Annotated in this window: 28 protein-coding genes; 15 read left to right on the forward strand and 13 right to left on the reverse strand. The window is 43.1% G+C overall.

Features of this window, described 5'->3' with window-relative positions:
• Nucleotides 1-4: 4 nt before the first annotated feature.
• Nucleotides 5-364: a hypothetical protein gene (locus LG330_RS01760; protein ID WP_404407004.1), complete on the forward strand. Its 360-nt coding sequence runs from the start codon at nt 5-7 to the stop codon at nt 362-364.
• Nucleotides 365-412: 48 nt separating this feature from the next.
• Here the strand turns inward: LG330_RS01760 and LG330_RS01765 are convergent, their stop codons facing one another.
• Nucleotides 413-595 (reverse strand): hypothetical protein, encoded by a 183-nt coding sequence (locus LG330_RS01765; protein WP_404407005.1) that lies wholly within the window; start codon nt 593-595, stop codon nt 413-415.
• Between the two features lie 245 nt (nt 596-840).
• The gene (locus LG330_RS01770; RefSeq protein ID WP_404407006.1) at nt 841-1,269 is read right to left on the reverse strand and encodes an NUDIX hydrolase; all 429 of its coding nucleotides are present in this window, start codon (nt 1,267-1,269) and stop codon (nt 841-843) included.
• Nucleotides 1,270-1,380: 111 nt separating this feature from the next.
• On the opposite strand from LG330_RS01770, the gene LG330_RS01775 reads away from it, so the two are divergent.
• Complete coding sequence (locus LG330_RS01775; protein WP_404407007.1) at nt 1,381-2,283, forward strand: hypothetical protein; 903 nt, start codon at nt 1,381-1,383, stop codon at nt 2,281-2,283.
• Entirely contained in the window at nt 2,280-3,494 is a 1,215-nt protein-coding gene (locus tag LG330_RS01780; protein ID WP_404407008.1) for an MFS transporter, read from the forward strand. The genes LG330_RS01775 and LG330_RS01780 overlap by 4 nt, the downstream gene beginning before the upstream one ends.
• 27 nt (nt 3,495-3,521) lie before the next feature.
• On the opposite strand, the gene LG330_RS01785 is transcribed toward LG330_RS01780, so the two are convergent.
• A complete protein-coding gene (locus LG330_RS01785) occupies nt 3,522-4,721 on the reverse strand; it encodes an EAL and HDOD domain-containing protein (protein ID WP_404407009.1) in 1,200 nt (399 codons plus the stop codon).
• 207 nt (nt 4,722-4,928) lie between these two features.
• Here LG330_RS01785 and LG330_RS01790 point away from each other — a divergent pair, with 207 nt between their 5' ends.
• From LG330_RS01790 to LG330_RS01810, 5 genes are all read left to right on the forward strand, one after another.
• Nucleotides 4,929-5,426: a sigma-70 family RNA polymerase sigma factor gene (locus LG330_RS01790; RefSeq protein ID WP_404407010.1), complete on the forward strand. Its 498-nt coding sequence runs from the start codon at nt 4,929-4,931 to the stop codon at nt 5,424-5,426.
• The gene (locus tag LG330_RS01795; RefSeq protein ID WP_404407011.1) at nt 5,419-6,492 is read left to right on the forward strand and encodes an anti sigma factor C-terminal domain-containing protein; all 1,074 of its coding nucleotides are present in this window, start codon (nt 5,419-5,421) and stop codon (nt 6,490-6,492) included. The genes LG330_RS01790 and LG330_RS01795 overlap by 8 nt, the downstream gene beginning before the upstream one ends.
• A complete protein-coding gene (locus LG330_RS01800) occupies nt 6,480-6,776 on the forward strand; it encodes a hypothetical protein (RefSeq protein ID WP_404407012.1) in 297 nt (98 codons plus the stop codon). Before LG330_RS01795 ends, LG330_RS01800 begins: the two co-directional genes overlap by 13 nt.
• Before the next feature lie 272 nt (nt 6,777-7,048).
• Nucleotides 7,049-7,420 (forward strand): iron chaperone, encoded by a 372-nt coding sequence (locus LG330_RS01805; RefSeq protein ID WP_404407013.1) that lies wholly within the window; start codon nt 7,049-7,051, stop codon nt 7,418-7,420.
• Between the two features lie 97 nt (nt 7,421-7,517).
• Entirely contained in the window at nt 7,518-8,168 is a 651-nt protein-coding gene (locus LG330_RS01810; RefSeq protein ID WP_404407014.1) for an SDR family NAD(P)-dependent oxidoreductase, read from the forward strand.
• A gap of 205 nt (nt 8,169-8,373) precedes the next feature.
• On the opposite strand, the gene LG330_RS01815 is transcribed toward LG330_RS01810, so the two are convergent.
• Nucleotides 8,374-9,285 (reverse strand): helix-turn-helix transcriptional regulator, encoded by a 912-nt coding sequence (locus LG330_RS01815; protein WP_404407015.1) that lies wholly within the window; start codon nt 9,283-9,285, stop codon nt 8,374-8,376.
• A 76-nt stretch (nt 9,286-9,361) separates the two neighbouring features.
• On the opposite strand from LG330_RS01815, the gene LG330_RS01820 reads away from it, so the two are divergent.
• Nucleotides 9,362-9,886 (forward strand): dihydrofolate reductase family protein, encoded by a 525-nt coding sequence (locus LG330_RS01820; RefSeq protein WP_404407016.1) that lies wholly within the window; start codon nt 9,362-9,364, stop codon nt 9,884-9,886.
• A gap of 9 nt (nt 9,887-9,895) precedes the next feature.
• Here the strand turns inward: LG330_RS01820 and LG330_RS01825 are convergent, their stop codons facing one another.
• From LG330_RS01825 to LG330_RS01860, 8 genes are all read right to left on the reverse strand, one after another.
• Nucleotides 9,896-10,363, reverse strand: coding sequence for a GNAT family N-acetyltransferase (locus LG330_RS01825; protein WP_404407017.1), 468 nt, complete (start codon nt 10,361-10,363; stop codon nt 9,896-9,898).
• A gap of 92 nt (nt 10,364-10,455) precedes the next feature.
• Nucleotides 10,456-11,946 (reverse strand): tripartite tricarboxylate transporter permease, encoded by a 1,491-nt coding sequence (locus LG330_RS01830; RefSeq protein ID WP_404407018.1) that lies wholly within the window; start codon nt 11,944-11,946, stop codon nt 10,456-10,458.
• Between the two features lie 15 nt (nt 11,947-11,961).
• Nucleotides 11,962-12,420: a tripartite tricarboxylate transporter TctB family protein gene (locus LG330_RS01835; protein WP_404407019.1), complete on the reverse strand. Its 459-nt coding sequence runs from the start codon at nt 12,418-12,420 to the stop codon at nt 11,962-11,964.
• 66 nt (nt 12,421-12,486) lie between these two features.
• Nucleotides 12,487-13,494 carry a tripartite tricarboxylate transporter substrate-binding protein gene (locus LG330_RS01840; RefSeq protein WP_404407020.1) on the reverse strand — a complete coding sequence of 336 codons (1,008 nt, stop codon included), beginning with the start codon at nt 13,492-13,494 and terminating at the stop codon, nt 12,487-12,489.
• Nucleotides 13,495-13,894: 400 nt separating this feature from the next.
• The gene (locus LG330_RS01845; protein ID WP_404407021.1) at nt 13,895-14,569 is read right to left on the reverse strand and encodes a response regulator; all 675 of its coding nucleotides are present in this window, start codon (nt 14,567-14,569) and stop codon (nt 13,895-13,897) included.
• Between the two features lie 14 nt (nt 14,570-14,583).
• Nucleotides 14,584-16,194, reverse strand: a complete 1,611-nt coding sequence (locus tag LG330_RS01850) for an ATP-binding protein (RefSeq protein ID WP_404407022.1) — start codon at nt 16,192-16,194, stop codon at nt 14,584-14,586.
• Nucleotides 16,195-16,299: 105 nt separating this feature from the next.
• Entirely contained in the window at nt 16,300-17,391 is a 1,092-nt protein-coding gene (locus LG330_RS01855; RefSeq protein WP_404407023.1) for a serine hydrolase, read from the reverse strand.
• 25 nt (nt 17,392-17,416) lie between these two features.
• Entirely contained in the window at nt 17,417-18,364 is a 948-nt protein-coding gene (locus LG330_RS01860) for a hypothetical protein (RefSeq protein WP_404407024.1), read from the reverse strand.
• Between the two features lie 138 nt (nt 18,365-18,502).
• On the opposite strand from LG330_RS01860, the gene LG330_RS01865 reads away from it, so the two are divergent.
• Together LG330_RS01865 and LG330_RS01870 are read left to right on the forward strand one after the other, a co-directional pair.
• Nucleotides 18,503-19,156, forward strand: a complete 654-nt coding sequence (locus LG330_RS01865) for a uridine kinase (RefSeq protein WP_404407025.1) — start codon at nt 18,503-18,505, stop codon at nt 19,154-19,156.
• Between the two features lie 174 nt (nt 19,157-19,330).
• Entirely contained in the window at nt 19,331-19,513 is a 183-nt protein-coding gene (locus LG330_RS01870; RefSeq protein WP_404407026.1) for a hypothetical protein, read from the forward strand.
• Nucleotides 19,514-19,551: 38 nt separating this feature from the next.
• On the opposite strand, the gene LG330_RS01875 is transcribed toward LG330_RS01870, so the two are convergent.
• Nucleotides 19,552-20,361, reverse strand: coding sequence for an SAM-dependent methyltransferase (locus LG330_RS01875; RefSeq protein WP_404407027.1), 810 nt, complete (start codon nt 20,359-20,361; stop codon nt 19,552-19,554).
• A 112-nt stretch (nt 20,362-20,473) separates the two neighbouring features.
• Between LG330_RS01875 and LG330_RS01880 the strand changes: the two genes are divergently transcribed.
• From LG330_RS01880 to LG330_RS01895, 4 genes are all read left to right on the forward strand, one after another.
• Nucleotides 20,474-20,839 carry a YybH family protein gene (locus tag LG330_RS01880; protein ID WP_404407028.1) on the forward strand — a complete coding sequence of 122 codons (366 nt, stop codon included), beginning with the start codon at nt 20,474-20,476 and terminating at the stop codon, nt 20,837-20,839.
• A gap of 43 nt (nt 20,840-20,882) precedes the next feature.
• Nucleotides 20,883-21,626, forward strand: a complete 744-nt coding sequence (locus tag LG330_RS01885; RefSeq protein WP_404407029.1) for an AAA family ATPase — start codon at nt 20,883-20,885, stop codon at nt 21,624-21,626.
• Nucleotides 21,623-22,141, forward strand: coding sequence for a GNAT family N-acetyltransferase (locus LG330_RS01890; protein ID WP_404407030.1), 519 nt, complete (start codon nt 21,623-21,625; stop codon nt 22,139-22,141). The genes LG330_RS01885 and LG330_RS01890 overlap by 4 nt, the downstream gene beginning before the upstream one ends.
• Nucleotides 22,142-22,903: 762 nt before the next feature.
• A complete protein-coding gene (locus LG330_RS01895) occupies nt 22,904-23,524 on the forward strand; it encodes a YdhK family protein (RefSeq protein WP_404407031.1) in 621 nt (206 codons plus the stop codon).
• The last annotated feature ends 15 nt before the right edge of the window (nt 23,525-23,539 follow it).

The following is a 23,539-nucleotide window of genomic DNA, read 5'->3' on the forward strand; positions in this document are numbered from 1 at the left end:
GCTTATGAATGATCCATGGTTTTATAACGGACAAAATAATAACAGTAGCGGTATCTCTTCCTCTAGATTGGCAGTGATTGCAGCTGCGCTGACCACGGTTGCTGATGTCATAGGCACAATCGCAGCGATTAAGGCTGTTAAAGAGGAAGAGCTCAGTAATATTGAAGACCAGAAAAGACAGGATCAACAGAATCAAATGTTTGCTGATCTGCAGGCTCAAATCGTAGCGCTTCAGTCACAGGTTTCAGCTGATACGACAAGCGCAACACCGGTTCCGGCATATTCAATTACAATTGAAAATCTGAACCTGACACTTCCTTATCGCTCAGTGGATCAGAAAAACAATAAAGGGACAGACCCTTGATTTCATTCGTGTTGAATGAATTAAGAAGTCGTCCCTTTTTATGTGAGTTTATTCTTTATCAAGCTTTGTACTGATCAAATGAAGGCCGCTTGAAATTTTAGCTAACTGTTCATTTTTCTCACGCTGGATTCTGATCAGACTGACCACGAACCAGATCACGAAACCAACAGCAGCAATGTATGTAAAAAAGACAAGCAGTGGAAAGAGTGAAGGACCCAAATCAAACATCATAGTAATGCCTCCTTGAAAAGTGTTATAAAGTTACCTGAAGAAATAAAGAATAATCGGAAACAGAATGACGAGTAATGAACTTTGTACCAACGTAATGATCAAGTCTTTTTTGATGGGGTTAGGCTCTGGATAACGGTTAGATAACCTTTGAAATACAAACAGAATGACCCACCAAAGCAAGATAATCAGCAATACATGTGAAAAACTGTTGTAGGGATACATAATATTACCTCTCAACCAAAAAATTAAAAAGCTACGTAAAAAGGCTGCTGGTCCCGATCGAGACAGCACTCAATCCGTTCTCTGAAATTTCCGATCGTTACCTTTTCAAGGGCTTCATCAATCGGAAAAAATCCTGCTTCCAGACTCTCAGGGGAAGTTGTACAGACTCCGCCAACAGGCTTTGCGAGAAACAATGTATTACAAATCGATCGCTCTACATTCTGAAAAACCCCGCAAAAACGGATGATTTCAATATCTATCCCGGATTCTTCTTTCGTCTCCCGGATCGCAGCCGCCTCCAGTGATTCACCTTCCTCCACCTGACCGCCAGGCATTTCCCAGCCCCTTCTTGGTCCTTTAATCAACAGCAGCTCATTCTTTTCATTCACAACAATGGTTGCTGCTGAAATAATATGTTTTGGCACCGTATATACACGCGCAGATTGTGACAAATTCGTGCCTCCTTTCTGTTTTCGTAAAATTCAATCAATAATAATGTTAACATATAATGGTAGAGTGTGAAGATAACACCTAAAGTATTTTATGAATAAAAGAGGTGGAGCATGTTCCAACTAGAGTACATAAAAAATCTGGATATTTCTCTATGCAGTAAAGAATTGCGCAGTGAAATTGCAGGTGTCTTAAATATGATTTCAAGAAAAGAACATAACAGTCTATGCACAGTAGCCTTCAAACAAACGATTGTTGGAATTGGTCTGAGCTGGGGTAAAGAGTTTCATCCGCATGGAGAGAGGATATCAATCTTCACAGATACACATATACCGGAGCAGGAGGAGCTTACCGGGGCACTATTCGAAGGAATAAAGAGTCAACTAAATGCCCGGGATTATGATCATGCCATGTGGTCGTTTGATGAGAATCTGCACATATTCAAGAAGATTGCTTTAAACAATGGCTTTGAACTGGTCCGGCAAACATTTATGCCGACACTTGAAATCGATACTGTTCTGAAAGATCTCAAAGGTATTCAACCGGCAGAAAACCTGCTTACTTTAAAAGAAATTACACAGGATCCTATCCTGAAAAGAGACTTTTTTCAACTGCTCAAAGATAACTATACTGCGACGCATCTCATTAGTCCTGTTGCTGAAGAACCGCTTGAAGTATGGGAGAGCCTGCTGCTTGATGACAACCCTGACCTGCAGCATAGTTATATTCAATTCACTGATCAGATTACAGGCTATATCATGCTTCATCCTGTTAATAACGAAGAAGTGGAGTTGGGATGGGTTGGCACAACTAAGGGACAGCAGTTGGAATTACTCAAGCCAATACTAAAAAAGCAGCTGTTGGATCTGAAGCAACATGGCTTTACTAAAATAACGCCTGAGGTCGATACAACAGATCCCTTTTCAACTGAACTATTCAGCCGCACCAATCTGAAAACAGAACCTGCATTCAATACATATCAATTAAAACTGTCATTAAAGGTAACAACGACATGAAAAAACTAAAGCACTGGAAAGACCCGGGCACCCTGCTTGCTTCAACAGGCATTGCCTCGATCGGAGATTTTATCTATCTCGTCGCAATCAATCTCATTGTACTGAATATGACAGGTTCTGCAGCAGCGGTTGCCGGACTCTGGATTGTAGCGCCGTTAACAAATATCGTGATGAAGTTCTGGACTGGCAGCTTCATTGATTACAGGAGTAAGAGAAAAGTGATGATCGCAACGTATATTGCGAGAGCGGGGCTCATTGCGCTGATTCCATTTGCGCCGAATGTCTTGGTCATCTATGTGATTCTTGTCCTGCTGAGTATTGCAAAGTCGTTTTTTAATCCATCATCTGTTACCTATATCACAATGCTCGTATCCCAGGCGATGAGAAAAAGGTTTAATGCCATTCGCTCATTTACGTCATCAGGTGCTTTTATCGTTGGTCCGGCAGTGGCCGGGACCTTGATTCTGCTCACCTCTATTCATGTGACACTCTGGATCAATGCCTTCTTTTTTGTAGTGGCGGCCGGGGCAATGCTGTTATTACCTGAAATCGAAAAGATTGAAAAGGCATCGATTCCTAAGCTGACGATTCAGCAGGTAAAGACTGATTTTACAGTAGTATTTGATTTTGTGAAGCAATCATCTTATGTAGCAATTGTGTATATAGGGTTTATTGCGATCTTATTGTTTACATTTGCGATGGATGCCCAGGAGGTCGTGTTTGCAAGGGAAGTTGTAGGGCTGTCAGAGCTTGAATACAGCTTGCTGATTAGTATTACAGGGATTGGCTCGATAGCAGGAGCACTTGTCTTATCTGTGCTGTCTGAGAAAATCTCAATCAGAATGATGACGACAACCGGTTTGCTTCTGATGTCAGCGGGTTATGTGATCTATGCTTTTTCATGGTCATTTGCAAGTATTGCAGCAGGCTTCATTTTACTTGGGTTCTTTAATTCCTTCCTGAACACGGGGATGTCCACTTTTTATCAGAACAATGTGCCGGTTGACATCATGGGAAGGGTGACAAGTGTGTTTGAGCTTGGACAAAGTGCTTTTCAGGTATTGTTTGTCCTGTTGCTTGGAGCGGCAGCCGACCTGTTTTCACTGAGGGAGGCCATTGTCACAGCTGCTCTTTTTATGCTGATATTATCGTGTGTGTTCTGTGCATTTTTGTGGAAGCCGGGGAAGGAGGATGCTTTTGCAGAAGAATGATAATAAGCGGGGAACCTGTCTCCCCGCTTATTGATAAACCTTATTCGCCCACTCAACAGCTTTTACATACATGCCGTTCAAAAGGGCGGTATCAATATTCAGTTCACTTGTCCATTTCTCCACGCATGCCAGGTCGCCTTTTTCAAAGCACATGACCGTATAATAGATTGGGGCAAGGAGGCTATCCCCGTTTAGCAGCGCAGCTTTAATTTCAGGTGACAGTGGAACGGTTGTTAAGACGTTTTCCATATGATCATCTAAAATCGCATCAATGGTACTGAACAGGGCCATGACAGCTGCATCAATTTTCCGCTCATGCAGGTGGCTTGCCCCGCACAGCTGCTCGGCAAACTTCGAGCGGACCAGTGAAAGCTTCAGTAATTCATCAGGCTTATCCTCAGAAAGATCCTGCAGCATCAGGATATTAATCCATCTTTCAAAGTTTTTAATCCCCATTTGAACAAGTGCCCGCTTGATGGAATAAGACAGCTGGTTTTGATTTCTGTGACTGATGATCTTCATGAGACGATAACTGAGTGAAGCATCAGTTTCTACAATTTCAGTTAGTTTCTGATAAGAAGGTTCAGGTGATTTCAATTCCTGCAGAATGCGTAAATATGTATGTTTGTACTGCCGTTTGTAGGTTGCTCTGGTGATGATGTTCGGCCTGCTGAAGAAGTATCCCTGCAACAGGTGAAAGCCCATTTCCTTTGCCTGCTCAAATTCCTCAAGTGTTTCTACCTTTTCAGCTAAAAGCACTTTTTTCCTGATATGTGCTTCAGCTACCTGGGAACTGATGGTCTCAAGCGGTGTTGCGCGGATATCGAATTTAATAATATCTGCATCATCTTTTAATTCATATTTCCCTAAGTCAGCATCAAAATCATCCAGCGCAATTTTATAACCAATACTTTTTAAATATTGAACCCGCCTGATCAGTTGGTCATCTATGATGGTACCTTCAAGAATTTCAATGACCATTTGTTCAGGTGGAATGACTTCGACCAGGTCGCTTAATAACATATCCTTCGTAAAATTAACAAAGACATGTGAATAATCACTGATCTTTCCAAGGCCTGCTTCGAGTAACCCCTGCAATACAGTTATAGTTGATAGGTTGGCATCTGTGCCGTCGTACCCGCGTGCGTTTGGAGAAGAACGAAACAACAGCTCGTATCCAAAGGTGCTTAAGTCTTTTTCAAATATAGGTTGCCTGGCAATATACATTAGCGATCTCCCCTAAAATCGTACTATGCTTAATGATAGTATATTTTACCCATCTATTAGAAAGCAAGTATTGGCATAAGTAAAAATAGACTTTTAAAAGAATGAATACTAATTTTTAAGGGCGGTTTGATTTATCCAAATTAATTTCACCATAACTGCAACTTTATTCCATGTGTATCCGTTATTTAGATGGAAGGGGGAAAGGTATTGGAAGTACAAGAGATCTATCAGCGCTATGTCAATGATGTATACCGTTACCTTTTCTCGCTATGTAGAGACCGTTCCCTTGCAGAGGATCTGACACAGGATACTTTTATTAAAATATTTGGTGCCTTTGATGATCACCCGCCTGTCTCAATCAAAGCCTGGCTGTTCAAGGTTGCTTATCATACATTTATCGACTATCTGAGAAAAAATAAAAATGTACAGCTTGTCTCACCGGAAATTGTGAATCATATGGAATCAGAGGCTTCTGCTGAAACATTATTTGTAAAGAAGGATGAAAAAGAAATTTTGTATCAACATATAGACCTTTTAAAACCGGAGCACAAACAGGCAATTCTGTTGTATGACTTACAGGGATACTCCTTGCAGGAAGCTTCTTTGAAAATGGATGTCAACATTAATACACTAAAATCTTATTTATTTCGCGGAAGAGGGAAGTTAAAGACGCTGATGAGAAAAGGACGTGAGCAGGATGAGTGAAGAGTTCAAAATAAGGCTGAAAAAATATTATGCCGGTGAGCTGTCTGATCAGGAAGCAGCCAAAATTGAACTGGAAATTGAACAGGCAGAAGCTTATCAGGACGTTATGAATGAAACATTTCCACAGGATGAATTGCCGCCTGAAAGAGTAGGTGAGATTTTAAAAAGAAGTGCACGCAGCGCGAAGTTAACAGTCATTGGGTATGTTGTGATGATACTCTTACTGATCTTTCCGGTTTTGATGCTCGGGAGCTACATTTATTATGGATTCATTGAGCGTGCAAATACCCTGATTGATGTAGCGTATCATACTGTGTATGTCACTGAACCGAACGCGAGTGTGGATGAATTTAATATTGAGTATGAAATGGGTCTCTTTACGTTTGATGTATATATGGACTTATATAAGGAGGTTGGTGAATCAACGATTAAGCAGGGAGAATGGGTTGTACCTTTTCGCTTTAATCAGGCAGACTTTCCAGATAGAAATTATACAATTGATCAGCCACCGAAAGAGATTCCTCAGCGTGAGGAGCGGCTCCTGTTCCATCCGGATAGTGGTGAAAGTAATAGTCTGAATGAAGGTTGGGATACACTGGAGAACTTACCTGAAGGCACCGTATCGGAAATATATGTGTCACTTGATCGCACAGTCCCGGTTGATGAGGTGGATGAATTACTAGATGATACAGATGCGAAATGGCTTTGGTATGCAGTGGATACTGGCCTCGATGCTGCTGCGCAGGGAACTGAGGGAGGTTATCTTCCGCCTATTGGTTATCCTGCACAGACAGGAAATAACTGGTCGCCTTATAACTGGCAGGATCAGAATGATAAGCAGTTCATGGAAAGCCTTAAATTTTTGTCAGGCTATGAGGAGCAGGCTACAGCAATCGCCAGAGCAAAATGGCTTGAACTTGATGAGAGAATTGATTATTTAGAACAAAATGGACTAAGTGCATACGGAGGCGTGATCACAGGACCGTCTAAAGAATTATTGAAACTGAGAGAAAACGAAGATGTCAGGACAATCCGTATGGGTGAGGTGAGATTATGGAACTGGTAAAAAAGAAGAAAGGTGAGTCAAAACTCAGTGTATCTGCTTTTATTATTTCATTGATCTCTCTGGCGCACTTAAACATCTTTCTGATGACGCAGGAGAATTTAAATGGGTTCAGTTTTTTCTATGTATTCCTTCCCTGCATCAGTTTAGTTTTGCTTATCAGCAGCTTCTTTCAAAAGGGCTATAGCCGCACGTTTGGCTGGTGGAGTGTGTTCATCTATGCGTTTATTTTTATTTGTATTGTAGTCATTTTTATCAGTGCGTTTTCAATTTATCCAACACCTTGATTTTTTAGTTGTGCTGTTATGCAAAAGTGGAAGAACAGAGAGCAGCTCAAGTTCTTCCACTTTTATTTTTTGCTTCATCAGGCCAGGCTGCTTGCTGTTTATTCTCTACTTCCCACGTGATGAGTGTTGTGCTGTCTTTAACGCTGTGACTTTTTAAGCGTTCTAATATCAAATTAATAAGCTGATAGAAGGGGACCCACTGGCGGTTGTCGAAATATATCACAGAGAAGCAAATGATGATCATATTTTTAAATCGAATAGGAGGCATCACAATGGAAACTTTCGAGGAATTTCTGGAGACAATTGAAAATCCGGACCATCGTGAACAAACAAAAAAAGTGCTCGACTGGGTAAGTGAAACTTATCCTGAGCTTGCCAAGCGGGTGGGCTGGAATCAGCCGATGTTTACTCATCATGGTACGTTTATTATCGCGTTCAGCACCTCAAAAAAACATCTTGCTGTATCCCCTGAAAAAGCTGGTATTGATTATTTTGCAGATGAGATCAGAAAAGCAGGTCATGATCACAGTAAGATGCTTGTCCGTTTTCCGTGGGGGAAGCCGGTCGATTATGAGCTTCTTGAGAAGATGATTGAGTTTAATCTGAAAGATAAAGCTGAGTGTACAACATTCTGGCGTAAGTAAAACACTTTCCTGAATACTGAAAATTGAATCCCTTCTGCAGCGCGTGCTAGCTTAAAACCAGAATGATTCTATTTTCATCTAAAGGGAGAGGATCCTGATGGCAGATAAAGTGATGGTGATAATCGGTGCAGGGCCGGGAATTGGGCTCAGTACTGCGAAGAGGTTTGGTAAGGAAGGCTATACGATTGCATTATTAGCAAGAGATGAGGACAGGCTGCTTGAAGCTGTGGATGAGCTTGAAGAGCTGGATATTGAGGCAGAGTCTTTCTATGCGAATGCAGCGTCGAATGAGAGCTTAAAAGCAGCAATTAAAGATGTGAATGATCTCTATGGGCGGATTGATATTCTCATGTATAATGCCTACATATTCCGTCAGGGAGCACCAACTGAAACAGACCCTGCTGATTTGCTGAATGACCTTCAGGTGGATGCTGTCGGCGCGCTTGCAAGCGTTCAGGCTGCGCTTCCTTATATGGATAAAGGCGGAGCAATTCTGTTGACTGGTGGCGTGCTGGGTGTGAAACCGATGAAGAACTTTGCATCTGTTTCAGTAGGAAAAGCGGCTATGCGCGTTTTGGCTATGACACTTCATCAGGAATTGAAATCAAAAGATATTTACGTTGGTACACTGACGATTAATGGATTTGTTAAGCCGGATACACATTTCTCCCCTGATAACATTTCTGAGAAAATGTATGAGATGGCGATGGCGCGTGATGGGGTGGAGTGGACGTTTGATAGAAAATAAGTATAGAACAATGTACAGACACCCGGAATCGTTTCGCTGCGCTTCAGGCGGACGCTTTCCGCAGGGCCGGCGGTGAGCCTCCTCATCGCTTCGCGCCTGCGGGGTCTCACCTGTCCGGCTATTCCTGCTGGAGTCGCCGCCCTACGCTTCGCTGCACTAAGGTTGTATTAAAAAGTTCTTTGGTTCCTCCCGTTCAATCTTCTTTTCAACCTTCATTATCTTTGTATTGTTTTATTGCTTCAACGTAATGCTGTTTTACCTTTTCAGCAAGCGCTTCAGGCTCCAGCACCTTTACATGTCCACCATAAGCAAGCAGTTGAGACGCGGTGAAGGATAACTCCTCATAAGGGATATCTCCTCTCCAGTGACCATCTGATACTTCTTTAAAAAACGGATCTGCTTTTGCCCGCCGCTCTCCTTCACCAGTGAAGGCCAAAACAGTCTCAACTGAAGGACGTTCTTCTGGCTGGTTCATCCATTCTGTCAGCGTTGGGAGCTGATCACGTTTTTCCTCTCCGATTTCAGCAAAATGAATCCTGTCAGCACGATACAATAACACTTTATCTTTATTCAATGCAGGCATATACCAGGTCTGGTCAAAGTATAGGCCAAGAGGAAATACACTGGACTCTTTTTTACCTTTAGCTGATTCATAAGTGATCGAAAGCTGCTTTTGTTCAATAGCTGCCTGAAGAATCACAGTCGTCCAGCTATTTTTACGTATAACGGGCGGTGCTTTGAAAGCGACTCTTTCTTCGGCCGACCTGATTTTTTCTTTCGTAGAGTCCGGTAATTCCGCATAATAATTTTCAGCAAGGTGATTTCTGATTTCACCAAACGGGAAATCAGGAATCTGTTGAAAATAATGCAGCATCAGGTAAAGTCCCAGTGCTTCATTTTCATTCAGTTGAAGGGGCGGTAATAGACGGTTAGGCAGCACGCGGTAACCACCATATCTGCCCGGCTCAGAATAGAGAGGAAAACCAATTTCCTGAAGCTTGTCCAGATCCCGTTGAATGGTTCTGACAGATACATCGAAGCGTCCGGCCAATTCGGAAGCAGTAAATGTTCTGTTCGGTTCAAGCATTCTCATCATCGTCAGCTGTCTTTTATTCATAAAAGATTCTCCTTTTAATTACGACGTATTTTGTCATAGATATAGTATAAACTGATATTGAAAGGAGATGAATTAAATGAGTAAAAACATTTTGTATATCGCGATGAGTCTTGATGGCATGATTGCGAAGGAGGATCATTCACTGGACTGGCTGCTAAAAGCTGAAGGAGAGGGGGACAACGGGTATAACGATTTTTACCGTGGGATTTCGTCTATTGTGATGGGGAATCGTACGTATCAGGAAGTACTGAAAATGACTGATGAAAAGCCATACCAAGATCGGCCGGTGTATGTACTTTCGAGAACTGAGCAGGAGGATGGGTACGCTCATTTTACATCAGAATCAGTTGAAACACTGCTGCCTCCACTTCAGGAAAAGCACGGTGGACCGGTCTGGGTGGTCGGCGGTGGTGAGGTGATTAAGGCGTGTATGGAATCTGACAGCATTGATGAATACTATATCGCTGTGATTTCCTGTGTGCTGGGTGAAGGAATTCCGCTTTTTCCAAAAGGAACAAAGTATACGGAATTAGAACTTGTGGACACGGAAATTTATAACCAGATTGTGATGCTGCATTATGTTAAAAAACAAGCGGAATGACCATGATGGTTATTCCGCTGTACTTCGCTCGTAGACAAAAATATCTTCATCAAACTTCGGATCAATCAGTCCGCTATCTTCAAAGCCCGCTTGCGTATAAAAGCGTTTAGCGCCAACATTTTCAGGCTTGATACTAATGACAATTTCATTCACAGCATAATGAGCAAAGATATATTCAATTGCAAGCTGTATGAAGCTCTTCCCGAGACCACTCCCCTGAAAGCCCTGATCAATCATAAACCGGTCGAGCCAGATATATTGTTCTTCCTTGTTCTCAGCGCCAATCATCATAAAACCGAGTGGCTGATCCTGTTTAAAAAGACCAAAGCAGACCCAGTTATGCTTTGTGTCGTAGAAGGACTCCAGCATAGAGATTTCGTTTGGTTCTATGTAAGGATTCTGATCAGCGGCTACAGTCAGACCTGCCAGAGACCTCCAATTATCCGCTGAAACCTTTTGAATACTAAGTTCTTTCATCCGATATTCAACTCCGATTCTCTTATTCTCTTACTATTATACAGATTCAAATGAAAAATCCGAACCGCATCACAACAGTCCGGATCTCATCTTCAGCTCACCTTATATTTTCTGCGTCCTTTTAAAAGCGGGAAGAGAATCGTCAGCAAACCAACGCCGATCAGTGACAATGCAATTGGCTTATCGAGGAAGATAGCAAAACTGCCATTAGAGATTGTCAGCGTCTGTCTGAATGCCTGCTCCATCATGCCGCCAAGGATAAATGCCAGAATGAACGGTGCAGCCGGGAAGGAGAACATCCTCATGAAGAACCCGATGACACCAAAAGCTAATAGCATATAAAGGTCAAACGTATTAAAGCTGATTGCATATACCCCGATTAAACTGAAGATGATCACAAGTGAAATCAGCAGTGGACGTGGGATCTTCAGGATCTTTGAAATGTAAGGAATCAGTGGCAGGTTCAGTACGAGTAAAATAATATTACCGACATACATACTTGCAATGATACCCCAGAAAATTTCAGGGCGATCCTGCACTAAAAGAGGTCCGGGCTGAACGCCCAGTACAAGAAAGGCTCCGAGTAAAACAGCTGTTGTACCTGAACCTGGGATCCCAAGACTCAGTAATGGGACAAACGCTCCGCTTGTGGCAGCATTGTTAGCCGTCTCAGGCGCTGCAAGTCCTTTAACAGAACCTTTCCCAAACTCCTCTGGGTTCTTCGCGATTTTCTTTTCAGTAATATATGCAATAAATGAAGCAATCGTTGCACCTGCACCAGGTAAAACGCCAATAATAAAGCCGAGGAATGACTGTCTGGAAACAGGTCCGCTCATATCTTTTATATCCTGCTTTGAAAGGCGAAGGCTACCGATGTTTTTGCTCTGTCCATCATCCTTCTCATTTCTGTTTAAAACAAGTGTACAAACCTCAGCAAGCGCAAAGAGACCGAGTGCAACGACCAGGAAATCAATGCCTTCAAGAAGGTTTGGATTACCAAAAGTAAAACGGCTTGTACCAGTCTGTGCATCAATCCCAATCGTCACAACCATAAAGCCGAGTGTTGCTGAGATAAATGCTTTAATGGCAGATCCATCAGCCAGACTCGCAATTGCAGTTAAGCCAAGAAACATTAATGCAAAATATTCGGCAGGTCCAAATGAAATGGCTACTGCAGATAGAAGGGGAGTAAACAGCATCAGTAACACAACACTGACTGTCCCGCCTGTAAAAGAAGCGATCGCTGCAATGGCTAATGCCTTGCCCGCTTTCCCCTGCTTAGCCATCGGGTAGCCGTCAAAAGCAGTAGCGACGGTCCCTGCAACACCAGGGGCATTTAACAAAATAGACGAACTCGAACCACCAAAGATCGCGCCGTAGTATACACCGGCCATCATCACGAGTGCAATCGAAGGATCCATCGAATAAGTGATCGGGATCATAATCGCAATCGCACTGATCGGACCAAGTCCTGGCATCATCCCGATAAACGTTCCGACGAATACGCCAATGAAGACAAACAATAGTCCCTCGAGACTGAAAGCTATTTCAAACCCTGACATTAAACCGGAAAATGCATCCATACTGTCACCTCTTTTCTAAAATGGAAGTATGCCCGCAGGCAGATTGATTTTAAGTAAGTAGTTAAACAAACCGTAGATTACCAGTGAAAAGACAACTGACGTGATGATATTGGTTACATGATGTTTGTAATCAAGATACAGTGAACAGACAAAGATAAATACGGTTGTCATCAGCACAAATCCGATGATTTCAAGTAAGAAAATATAGATGAGAATCATCCCTGCTACCACCAGCAGATTGATTACGTGCTTTTTAGAAATTTTCCGCTTTTCTTTATCAGCTTCTGTTTCATTTTTCTTATCAAGGTAGAGTAGTAGTGCAAAGAACAGTAAAAGGAATCCGAGTCCTTTAGGAATCACGTCTGCATCAATCAATGCATTTGAATAGACAGGCAGGTTAAAGCTTAAAAGCAGATATACGACTGCGATGAGCGCAACAACGAGTGCTGCTTTCTGGTTTGTTTTTGCCAGCATATCTGTGTTCACCTCATTTCTGTTAAAGGAGATAGAAGCACCTGAGTCCTTCTATCTCTCTGGAAGTTATTCTCTGGCAAGTCCAAGCTCATCAAGCAGTTCTTCCATTGATTCAGCTTCTTCATCAAGGAACGCTGCGTATTCTTCACTGTCCATATACATTTCGCCCCATCCGTACTTTTCACGGATCTCAGTCCATGCTTCTGAATCATTCAGTTCTTTGAATTTCTCTTCATAGTAAGCAACCGCTGCATCGTCCATATTCGGTGGTCCGAAAAAGCCTCTCCAGTTTACAAACGTCTCATCGATACCCTGTTCAATCGCTGTAGGGAAGTCTGAAAGCACTTCACCTTCGAGGCGCTCCTCAGAAGTGATTCCGAGCACTTTTACTTTTCCGGCACGTACCTGTTCAATCGTTTCAGCTACACCGGTTGTAAACACGTCAATACTGCCATTTAAAACTGAAGTCAGGCCGCCTGATTCAGGGTCTGAGATATACTTCATGTTTGCAACGTCCACACCTGCAGCTTTTGCAATTTTAACGAACTGCATGTGATCCATACTTCCCGGGGAAGAGGTGCCGACAACGCTGACACTCTGAGGATCTTCTTTCATATCATCAAATAAATCGTTCAGATCATCCCACTCAGCGTCCGCTCTCACGACAAATGCACCATAATCTGCAATCACATTTGCAAGTGGCGTGAAATCTTCATGACTGTATTCAGATTGACCGTTGAGCGGAACAAGCACCAATGGGGGTGAGCCTACAAACATATGGTGGGGACTTTCTTCCTGACCAGCCATATATGCCCATCCAACCGCTCCGCCACCGCCGGCTTTATTCACGACTGGCAGACGCTGATCAATAATTTCTTCTTCTTCAAATACCTGAGAGACCATTCTGGCTGTTGTATCCCAGCCGCCGCCAGGTCCCGCCGGTGCTGTAATTTCAATTGGCTGCGTTGGTGACCAGTTGCCGTCTTCATCTGTTGCGCCTGTTGAGTCGCTTCCACATCCTGCTACAGTGACCAAAAGCAATGTAGCTGCTGCTGTTCCAAAAATTTTCTTCATCATATTTCCCCCTTGTTTGTTTGTCGATTTATCCATCCTTTTGCGTAATGTTAAATGAGAATATTCATAATGTAACCGTTTACAATTTAACTTTCATAAAGAACTTTTTGGGCGTTTTGTTCATTTTGTTCACGGTGAGGAGGTTTGGGTTTGGGGCGAGGGGGGGAGGTGATATGTAATTGTATCATCGTGGGAGATATATGTATCATCGCTTTTAATAATTGCATCATCCTGTAAAATGATTGCGACATCGGTCTGAATACGTGGTGGAATTGTATCAGCCCTCCTGATAATTGAATCAGCGACGGACTTATTTGGATAATCCCGGGCATGAATTGAACGCCGCGCGTTATGCCAACAAATTGGCGGCAATAAAAAACACCTCCAACCCTGGAGGTGTTCAAACCAGATAATATTTCCGTTCAGGTCTGCCAACAATCCCATACTCAAGTTCAGCCTTTGCTTCACCCGATGAAATCAGATACTCAAGGTAGCGGCGCGCCGTCGTTCTTGAAGCGCCCATGTTCTGACCAAGTTCTTCAGCATTAATTCCCTGAATCTGCGTTCTCATCATATCTTTTACTTTTTGAAGCGTCAGCGGATCAATTCCTTTTGGTAAAAGGGTGGGTGGTGTTTCCTGCGGACGTTGATCTGAAAACATCTGATCAATCATATCCTGTGTGAGCTCATGATTTGAATCAATCAATCTTCTTCTTTTTTGAACCTTTTCGACTGCACTTTTAAAGCGTTCAAACGTGACCGGCTTCACGATATAATCAGCTGCACCGTAACGGACGGCTGGCTCTACGACTTCTTTTTCAGTTGAAGCAGTAATCAAAATGACATCTGTTCCGGGCCACCTTTCACGGATTTCCGGAAGAAGGGAGAGACCGGTTCTGTCAGGAAGATAGTTATCAAGCAGCAGCAGGTCCGTTTCTTCTGTTTCAAGCAGGTGAAGGGCTTCCTTTGCATTCAAAGCTTTTCCGGTTAATGCTGCGTGATCGATTTTTTCTAAGAACTGCTCATGAATTGAGGCGACCCGGAAGTCATCCTCAGCAATTGCAACTTTCAGCATGATTGTTACCTCCATCAGGATGTTTTCTTCTGTCTGTATGTCATCTCTTTTGGCAGATAGACTGAAAAGGTTGTACCAAGCCCGGGTGATGAATGAACTTCGATACTTCCGCCAAGGTTTTCAGCAGCCTGCTTCACAATCGCCAGGCCATAGCCTCTGTCTGACTGATCCTTTGTTGAATAACCTGTTTTAAAGACGAGGTCCAGATTCGTCTCCGGAATGCCTTCGCCGTTATCTTCAACCTCTATGATCATATCATTGCCGATATCTGTGATAAAAAGAGTGACAGCCGGATCAGATATTCCTTCTGTTGCGTCAAATGCATTATCGATCAGGTTGCTGATAATAGATGCTACATCGCTGAATGCCTGATTAGACAGCATTTGGAGACTGCTGTTTTCTTCTATATTGAAAATGATTTTCTTTTCGGATGCTTTTCCGCTTTTACCTAAAAGCAGGGCCTGAATTTTCGGATCTTCAATCTGTTCAAAAATGACTTTGTTCTGAAGGTCCTGCGCATCAGATTCAGCCTGAATCATCTCAATCGCTTCCTCATATTTCCCGAGCTGAAGCAGCCCTGACAAAATGTACAGCTTATTAGAGAACTCATGGGTCTGAGCCCGCAGATCCTCTGAATATTTTTTGACTTCAGAGAGTGCTTCAATCATTTTATTAATCTCGGTTCTGTCCCGGAAAGTAGAGACAACGCCTGTCACTTGTCCATCTTTAATGACAGGTGTTCTGTTAATCACGACGCTCCGGCTGCGCAGCGTCGTGGATACATCCCGCTGAGGCTCGCCACTGTTCAGTACGTCATAGACACCGGTATTAGGAAGAATGGTCTCGACTTTTTGGTTCAATACATTCTCATCCACATCTAAAAGGTCCATCGCGGACTGATTCAAAATCTTAATGTAGCCACCGTCATCTACAGAAATAATGCCTTCCTTAATGGAGTTTAAAATCGCCTGACGCTCCTGATAGAGTGAGGTCATCTCATGAGGTTCAAGGCCAAGCGTCATTTTCCTGATATTCCGGGCGAGCAGGTAGCTTGAGAGAATACCAAAGACAATCACAATCAGTGAAATGAGTGAAATCACTGAACCGCGCTCAATCGCGTTATCAATCACAGAAGAGGAAAGGTAGCCTACAGAAACAACGCCGACAATTTCTCCCTCAGCATTCCGGATCGGTCCTTTCCCACGGATAGAAGGCCCGAGCGTACCTTCTGCTTTAGATACATAAAACTCACCGTCCTGAAGCGCACGTAAATTATCCCCGCCAACCATTGATTTACCAAGTTTCTCTTCATCAGGGTGGGCGTAGCGTAAGCCTTCAGTGTCTCCAATGACAATAAAAGCAGCGCCTGTTTCATTGCGTATACGATTAATGAGCGGCTGCAAAATCGCAGATGGCTCATCCTGTTCAAAAGCATCGATTACAGTAGGCATAGCGGATACCGTCACCGCAAGCTGCATCGCCTGCGTCCCCATTTGCCGCTCGATCTGTTTGTATTCAATGACCAGAGAAATAACGAGAAAGACAAGCATCACCAATAGAATACTGACAATATTTAAACTGATAATTTTCGTGGTAAGTGAAAATCTTCTCCGTTTTGTTTTCATGACGTCCCCTTAAGAAAGCGCTTTTTTCTATTCTAAAGGGGATCAAGTATTTTTGGAAGGTTCTTAGAAAAGAAAAAAATCTTACCAAATTGTTATGGTAAGATTTTAGCGCAGTTCATTTGTTAAATGGATCCTGAAATCTTCCTCTCTCAAAATTGCTTTCTGAAAGTCATTCATTGATTTCGACAGTCTGATCTGATCAAGCAGCACAAGTCCATCAGCCAAGAATGAGATTTCAGTCCGGTTATCTTCAAGGTCAGTTGCGTACAGTGAGAAAGTCAGCACGTGTGGGGTGGAACCGCCTTTTTGACCGGCGTGTTTCAACCATTCACGATTTTCCTTTTTCTCCATGAGTGGTTCAAGCAGAGGATCGAGGTGACTGTGCACCTCTTTTGAAAAGAATGATTTACTGTTGAGCTTTTCCATAAAATCAGTGTACGTTTTCGCATTGGAGCGGGTTAGATGATCGGACCAGTTTTTCTGGGCAGGAGCAGTCAGGCATTTCAGGATCTGCTGCTTTTCCTGATCCGTGCAGGGCTGCTTCAGCCAGCGATCCAGGATCATAATCGTCATGTTCCTGTATTCCTCTTTTGACATATCACGAACTTCTGCGTTGGCCCCTTCAAGCGTCAGCTTCTGTTCAGTCGTCAGTGTATAAGGGACTGCAAGTGCTGCGACAAATGGGAAGATCGGCTCGTGATCTGTGAGGCCGGTTTCTTCAAGCGTCCGATTAATACGGTCCAGCCCAAGCCTGTGCATGAGGTAGTCTGAGTTAGCGTTAGAGCTGTAATGCATCATGCCTTCTGCTACCTGAGCAAGTGAAACCGGGTCCTGACGGTTGATTTCTTTTAGCCAGGCATCATGCGCACCACCATCGGTCCGTTTAAAATAAAACGGCTCGAGTGCTGAGAGGGGGATCTGCTCATCGGGGTCCAGTGTGCCTGATGCGGCCTGTTTTGCATACTCAACTGCAATCACCATTTTTGCTGTACTTGCAAGCGGAAGCATCAGGTCTTCCTGACGCGTTACGAGCACTTCACCATTGCGCTGAACTTTCAGCGAAACGGTCTCAGGGTGATCCTTGATAAATTGTGTAAAAGCGCGTGGTTTCATTTTTCTGGTTTTAAATCCAATGAAAAATGAGCTGCCCGCAATTAATAGGGCGATTAATAGGGAGACAATAAAAAGCCAGTTCACTTACTTCACTCCTGTTTTAGGGATTTCATCTATTTTCAATACAATGCTGATAGCGATCCCATACTTCTTCCTGCTGGTGCAGCACCTGACCGCGTTCTTTCTGCAGATTGCCGACAGCACGGGTAACTTTAGACTTCGTTTCTTCTACTTTACTGATTGAATCGTTAATCCGGCTGTGAATCGTCCATTCTGAAAATATATCATCAAGGAAGTAATCTGCAAAAGTGATAAATGATCCTCTTTCAACATCCATTGATTCAGTTGTTTCTTCTTTTACATCCTTCAGCTCAGCTTCAAACTTGCGAAGACTTCGCTGCGCGCGGTGCAGGGCATCTTGTGACTGGTCGAGATCATTATGCTTCATAGCCGTTACAATGATCCCGCCACCGAGGAATGTATCCCATGTCGACATGCCGTGAGCCGATTCCAGATTTTGAAGCGCAGTCTCAAGCGAAGATTCCGCACTGCGACCGGCATAAATCGCTTCATCAATTTCAACTAAGAGTGCATCAAGGTCTGCATAATGATTAAGGTGAAGGTCGATTTCACGTGCTGTTTCACTGTCATTCTGCTTAATCCAGCGTTCTTTTTCTGAGAGAAATGCTTCCCAGTCACTTTCAGCAGATGAGTAAGTTGAGAGATTTTGTTCCAGCTCAGCTTCATCACTCTTTAGGTCCTCGACCATTTGTTCATGCTCATTCAGTTTCAGTTCAGCCTTTGCTGCTTCATCATATTCTTTTTCGCGCAGCTCTTCATGCGTGCCTTTCCATTTGCGTACAACATTCACTAGAGAAAAGCGGTCCATCTTATGCAGATCCAGCTGTTCCTTTGACAGACTCTGCTCAAGCTCTTCCTTTTTCTTCTCATGTTCAGTCAGCTGTGAACGCACGTTTAGCAGTCTTTTCTCAAGCTTTCTTTTCTCATCCAGTTTCTTTCTCAGATCCAGCTGCTTTCTTTCAAGTGTCTTTTCCAAGTGAATCCCTCCAGAGGTTTGTTAATTAAGATACGGACCAGGAGGCTGGAAGTTCCGGGGAATTTATTTTTGGGATGCGTTATCATTTTTGCCAGGCAAGATGTATGATAGAAATTGTCAAAAGCAAGGGGGTATACGATGGATCAATTAATTGAAGAGATCTTAAAGTTAGTAAAAAGGAAGAATGAAAGAATTCTGATTGGTATTTCAGGACACGGCGCGGCTGGTAAAACTACTTTTACTCAGAAGCTGGGTGAGCGGATTGGCAGAGATCAGGTGAATATACTGAATACCGACCCGTATATTACTGATTCTGAAGTCAGAAAGAATACGATGATTACATACGAGTGGGTAGGTCATGCGCATACATTTAAAATGACGGCTTGTCACCCGGCAGCGCATCATATGCTGTCACTTGAACGGGATATAAGGATGCTAAAAAAGGGAATGGACCTTTATACACTTGATACGAAATGGCTGCCGAGTGAGCTGCTTTCATCTGAAAAGAAAGTAACAATTGCGGAAGGCATGAGCGTGGCTTTTCTGGAACAGTCATTATTTGATCTCAGCATCTATTTCTATACAGATGGGGACACGGAATTTTTGAGAAGGTCCGGCCGGGATATTAGTGAGCGGGGCATGGAGCTTGAGTATTTGAAGCAGTCGCATCATGAGCGGCGTGTGCAGTATGAGGTTTTTATGCATGGGTATCGTGAGGAGTTTGATGTGGTGGTGAATACGTCCGGGGATGGGTTTGTGATTGAAAAATTTGAGGATATGACCCGAGATTGAGTGGACGTGATCTGAGATTTCAGGAATGTGACCCGAAAATTTGGCTATGCAGGAAATGTGACCTTGAATTTTAGGAATATGACCTGAGATTTTCGGGATCTGACCTTAATTTCAGTGAATGTGACCCGAATTCGTATATGTACGATTGTGGAGTTTTTGAAGGGAGGGAAAATGATGAATAGAGAACTGATCAGGACTATATTGCTCATTTTATTGGCCGCGGTAGTGGTTACAGGTGTTGTCGTTTATTACACAGATAGACATGAATACAATCTGCTTGTTGCGTTTGTGGCTTTGATCTTGAGTGTGGCTGCCTTGATATTTACTTTTACCGAGAAAAAAAGAAAAAGGTCTTGAATCCTGTGTTGGATTCTAAGACCTTTTATTTTATAGGGTCATTTAGCCACAATGACAAAGCTATCAAGAGACTCATTCGTTCCCTCAACACCTAATATATCCGTGTAATTTTGAACAAGCGTCTGAATTCTGAAAGGAGCAGCTGAAAATTCTTTAGTAACTTCCATAGCATAATCAATTTCCCACTGACTATCCTGAAGATAATGAGCATCAACACCCAGTTCCTGCTCTACCTTCATCCCTGCGTCTTCTATCATTTTTCCAATCTCACTTCTCCCAAACAGATTTTGAATGTTTCCATCATTTGCGGTGAACTGGGAATACAGCGCTAAAATAGATGCAGCACAAAAATGTCCCCGCTGCGTGATTTTCTCAAACTGCATATCCCATTCTGCAAAGCACAGCATGTTACTGATTGAACGAATCCTTTTAAAATAGGCAAGCAATTGAGCGGGATCATGAAAATACCATGAGCAATGGGAGAGAACAACAGCATCGTACTGCTTATCCAGATTCATTTCCAGAAAGTCTGTTTCCAAATGAAAATCACTTCTAGCACCAAGCTTTGACTGATTAATCCGCTCATGTGCCTCTCCAAGTGTAAAAGGTGCTCCGTAGTCAGGAGGCGCGATATCAATAGCCGTCACATGTCCGCTTTCACCCACTGTATCTGCCAGCACAACAGTCATATCGCCCTGTCCGCAACCGATTTCGAGTACCTTCATACCCTTTTTAATTCCAAAAGCTTCGGCCAGCGCATAGCGATGCTGAAGCTGAGTCTGCTGGATTTGATCATTTTCAAAAAGATTATATTGTTTGATGAATTGCTGTACGCTGTTTTGTGACATGTATCTGTACTCCTTCAGTGTAGCCTTTTCAGTTAATTTATCATGAATGAAGGGGATAGGGGATTTTTTGTAGAAGTGATAGAAGACTTTACAGTAGAAAGGAATACTTACAATGACACCACAAGACACACTCCAAACCTACATAGAAGCGACAAACACGCACGATTTTGAAAATGTGAGACAGGTGCTGCATGAGGACGCCTTATTCTGGTTCACCAGCCAAACCTGCAGAACGCATGATGAGATACAGGCTTATTTTGAAAGTACTTGGGCGGTAATCAAAGAAGAGGTCTATTCGGCTGTTGATATCAGATGGCTGCATACAGATGAATCTTCTGCTACCTGCGTATACGTTTATCAGTATGAAGGTTTCTACGAAGGAAAGCGGATCTCCGGGAGCGGACGGGCGACAAATGTTTTCGCGAAAACAGATGGCGGCTGGAAGCTGATTCATGAGCATTTGAGTAAAATGTCGTAACATTTGCCCTGATGAAACGTAAAGTTACAAAGAGGTGAAAAGAATGTTTCTAAAAAGGATAGCTTTAAAGCGGGACGAAATAAAGCATTCACACCAATATCCATTTCATATTCCTGCGATCAGCACTTTTAGTGAGCTGGAGTTGAATAAGAACGTCACGTTTTTTGTAGGCGAAAATGGCTCAGGTAAGTCAACCCTTTTAGAAGCGATTGCGGATCAGTGCGGGTTCAATCCGGCTGGCGGTGGAAGGAACAATACATACGATCTTCATGCGTCAGATTCAGCGCTCGGTCCTTATCTCAGACTATCTTGGATGCCAAAGGTGACGAATGGATTTTTTCTTCGTGCTGAATCTTTCTACCAGTTTGCGACACATCTTGATGAAATGGCGCAGGATGACGGGCGAACCTATGCTTCTTATGAAGGGAAGTCGCTGCATGAGCAGTCTCACGGTGAATCTTTTCTGTCCCTTTTTGCGAACCGTTTTCAGCAAAAAGCGATCTATCTGCTGGATGAGCCTGAGGCTGCACTTTCTCCCCAGCGTCAGCTTGCTTTGCTTAAAATCATGCATGACCTTGAAAAGCAGGGGAACTGTCAGTTTATCATTGCGACGCATTCACCGATTCTGCTCGGTTATCCGGGTGCTGAGATATTAAGCTTTGATGATGGTGAGATTAAACCGATTGAGTATGAAATGACGGATCATTATCAGATTACGCGGTACTTTCTGCAGCACAGGGAGCGTATGCTTGAGCAGTTGTTTTCGGAGGAGGGTGAGGAAGAGTGAAGGATCAACAGAATCTTATAATCAGACGAGCGATAGAAGAGGATGCAGAAGGTCTCAGAGATCACGTAAAGCAGGTTCTGGCTGAAAATGCTGATAAGATGGGTACCTCACCAGCTGAGTTCAGTGTGACAGTCGAAGAAGAAAAGGAATGGATTCGTTCACATGAAGAGCGCGGGGTGGTGCTTGTGGCTGAGATAGGCGAGCAGATTATCGGCATGCTGAATTTCCGTTTGTCTTCTATGAAAAAGTTCAGTCACCAAGGGATTTTTGGGATGAGCGTACAGGAGGCTTATACGAACCAGGGAGTTGGACGGAAACTGCTCGAATCATTATTTGACTGGGCCAGACAGGATGGCAGAGTGGAGAAGATTTCACTAGAAGTGTTTGCGGATAATGAGCGTGCAATTCATTTGTATAAGAATATGGGATTTGAAGAAGAAGGGCGTAAGCGGAAGCACGTGAAGTTTGGTCCGGATCATTATGTGGACGAGCTGATGATGGGGAAGTTTATATGAGCAGCAACCAGAAGGTATAATCAGCCTTCTGGTTTTTTGATGTGCACACCAATAAAAAACGATAATCGCAACAAGCGCGGTCACATAATACCCGGCGTTTGCGTAGAGCTTCATCTTTTTAGATAACGTGTCCTGTTCGAGCTTTTTAATATAGAGGATGACAGCAAGCATCAGAATCATCAGAGCGAAGTCAGCTGCTCCATAACCATCCTGTGATCTGAGAATGAGTGAAATGAAGACAATTGCAGCGGCGATGTTGGCACCGATTATGATGATTGGGGAAGCTTTTTCGTTCATTGGAATCACTCCCTATTGTCAGACTTGTTGTATTTATTGTATGGCAAGGGTGAGGGGAAGTAAAAAGTGAGGATTGGTGAAGGTGCTGTAGAAAGCGGTTGGTGATGGGAAAGTGCTGTGACTTGAATGAAATGTATACAAATTTGAATTGAATATCAGGTGAATAGAAGGAATTCTATTACCTTTTAGAGGCACTGAAGGAAACGATTTAAATATTGATCGATAAAAATCCATGTTGAAGGAATAAAAAAACAAATTGAAGCAAAACATTCCAATTTGATGGAATTAGTATCAGCACTTTTATACCACCACCCCGGGTACGAAACCAAGGCACTACTTCCATCGCGATACCCCATTTAAAAAAGAAAAAACTGTGACAATGTGATGAAACTGTATTTCTGCAAAGTTTCTGCACATTCTTTGGGTAGATTAAGAATGAATCAAAATAACAGGAGGTATCTTCAAATGAAAAACAAATTAGTAATGGGCACGATGGCGCTTACTCTAAGTGTGATGCTTGCAGCCTGTGGCGGCGATGATGACATGGGATCAGGCGACATGAATGATAATATGGACGAAAACATGGATGAAAATATGGATGACATGGACCACATGGAAGATGAGGATTCAATGGAAGGTATGGATCACTCAGGCATGAACATGTCTGGCTCAGGCGAAGTGCCTGAAGGGTTAGAAGAGGCAGAAAACCCGACATTTGAAGAAGGGGACACTGCAATCATCACTGAAGCACATATGGAGGGAATGGAAGGTGCTGAGGCAACGATCGTAGGCGCTTATGATACAGTTGCTTACAGTATTTCTTATGACCCGACTGATGGTGGTGAACGTGTAGAAGACCATAAGTGGATCATTCATGAGGAAATCACAGACGCTGGAGAGGAACCTTACACAGAAGGTGATGAAGTACAGGTAGAAGCTGATCATATGGAAGGCATGAATGGTGCTACTGCAACAATCGATACCGCAGTGGAAACGACGGTTTATATGATTGACTTCACACTGGAATCAGGTGAAGAAGTAACGAATCATAAATGGGTCACAGAGGATGAATTATCTGCAGAATAACCAAAAAGCTGAGAG

The sequence above is a fragment of the Jeotgalibacillus malaysiensis genome (assembly GCF_044789845.1).
GTDB classification, from domain to species: Bacteria; Bacillota; Bacilli; order Bacillales; family Jeotgalibacillaceae; genus Jeotgalibacillus; species Jeotgalibacillus malaysiensis_A.

Excerpts from the sequence above, each read along its gene's own strand:
- LG330_RS01830 (WP_404407018.1), bottom strand. The coding sequence starts at position 11,946 with ATGGATGCATTTTCCGGTTTAATGTCAGGGTTTGAAATAGCTTTCAGT.
- LG330_RS01785 (WP_404407009.1), bottom strand. The coding sequence starts at position 4,721 with ATGTATATTGCCAGGCAACCTATATTTGAAAAAGACTTAAGCACCTTT.
- LG330_RS01760 (WP_404407004.1), top strand. The coding sequence starts at position 5 with ATGAATGATCCATGGTTTTATAACGGACAAAATAATAACAGTAGCGGT.
- LG330_RS01780 (WP_404407008.1), top strand. The coding sequence starts at position 2,280 with ATGAAAAAACTAAAGCACTGGAAAGACCCGGGCACCCTGCTTGCTTCA.
- LG330_RS01850 (WP_404407022.1), bottom strand. The coding sequence starts at position 16,194 with ATGAAAACAAAACGGAGAAGATTTTCACTTACCACGAAAATTATCAGT.
- LG330_RS01845 (WP_404407021.1), bottom strand. The coding sequence starts at position 14,569 with ATGCTGAAAGTTGCAATTGCTGAGGATGACTTCCGGGTCGCCTCAATT.
- LG330_RS01820 (WP_404407016.1), top strand. The coding sequence starts at position 9,362 with ATGAGTAAAAACATTTTGTATATCGCGATGAGTCTTGATGGCATGATT.
- LG330_RS01895 (WP_404407031.1), top strand. The coding sequence starts at position 22,904 with ATGAAAAACAAATTAGTAATGGGCACGATGGCGCTTACTCTAAGTGTG.
- LG330_RS01765 (WP_404407005.1), bottom strand. The coding sequence starts at position 595 with ATGATGTTTGATTTGGGTCCTTCACTCTTTCCACTGCTTGTCTTTTTT.
- LG330_RS01885 (WP_404407029.1), top strand. The coding sequence starts at position 20,883 with ATGTTTCTAAAAAGGATAGCTTTAAAGCGGGACGAAATAAAGCATTCA.
- LG330_RS01865 (WP_404407025.1), top strand. The coding sequence starts at position 18,503 with ATGGATCAATTAATTGAAGAGATCTTAAAGTTAGTAAAAAGGAAGAAT.
- LG330_RS01805 (WP_404407013.1), top strand. The coding sequence starts at position 7,049 with ATGGAAACTTTCGAGGAATTTCTGGAGACAATTGAAAATCCGGACCAT.
- LG330_RS01815 (WP_404407015.1), bottom strand. The coding sequence starts at position 9,285 with ATGAATAAAAGACAGCTGACGATGATGAGAATGCTTGAACCGAACAGA.
- LG330_RS01810 (WP_404407014.1), top strand. The coding sequence starts at position 7,518 with ATGGCAGATAAAGTGATGGTGATAATCGGTGCAGGGCCGGGAATTGGG.
- LG330_RS01835 (WP_404407019.1), bottom strand. The coding sequence starts at position 12,420 with ATGCTGGCAAAAACAAACCAGAAAGCAGCACTCGTTGTTGCGCTCATC.
- LG330_RS01875 (WP_404407027.1), bottom strand. The coding sequence starts at position 20,361 with ATGTCACAAAACAGCGTACAGCAATTCATCAAACAATATAATCTTTTT.
- LG330_RS01870 (WP_404407026.1), top strand. The coding sequence starts at position 19,331 with ATGAATAGAGAACTGATCAGGACTATATTGCTCATTTTATTGGCCGCG.
- LG330_RS01825 (WP_404407017.1), bottom strand. The coding sequence starts at position 10,363 with ATGAAAGAACTTAGTATTCAAAAGGTTTCAGCGGATAATTGGAGGTCT.
- LG330_RS01800 (WP_404407012.1), top strand. The coding sequence starts at position 6,480 with ATGGAACTGGTAAAAAAGAAGAAAGGTGAGTCAAAACTCAGTGTATCT.
- LG330_RS01795 (WP_404407011.1), top strand. The coding sequence starts at position 5,419 with ATGAGTGAAGAGTTCAAAATAAGGCTGAAAAAATATTATGCCGGTGAG.
- LG330_RS01775 (WP_404407007.1), top strand. The coding sequence starts at position 1,381 with ATGTTCCAACTAGAGTACATAAAAAATCTGGATATTTCTCTATGCAGT.
- LG330_RS01880 (WP_404407028.1), top strand. The coding sequence starts at position 20,474 with ATGACACCACAAGACACACTCCAAACCTACATAGAAGCGACAAACACG.
- LG330_RS01840 (WP_404407020.1), bottom strand. The coding sequence starts at position 13,494 with ATGAAGAAAATTTTTGGAACAGCAGCAGCTACATTGCTTTTGGTCACT.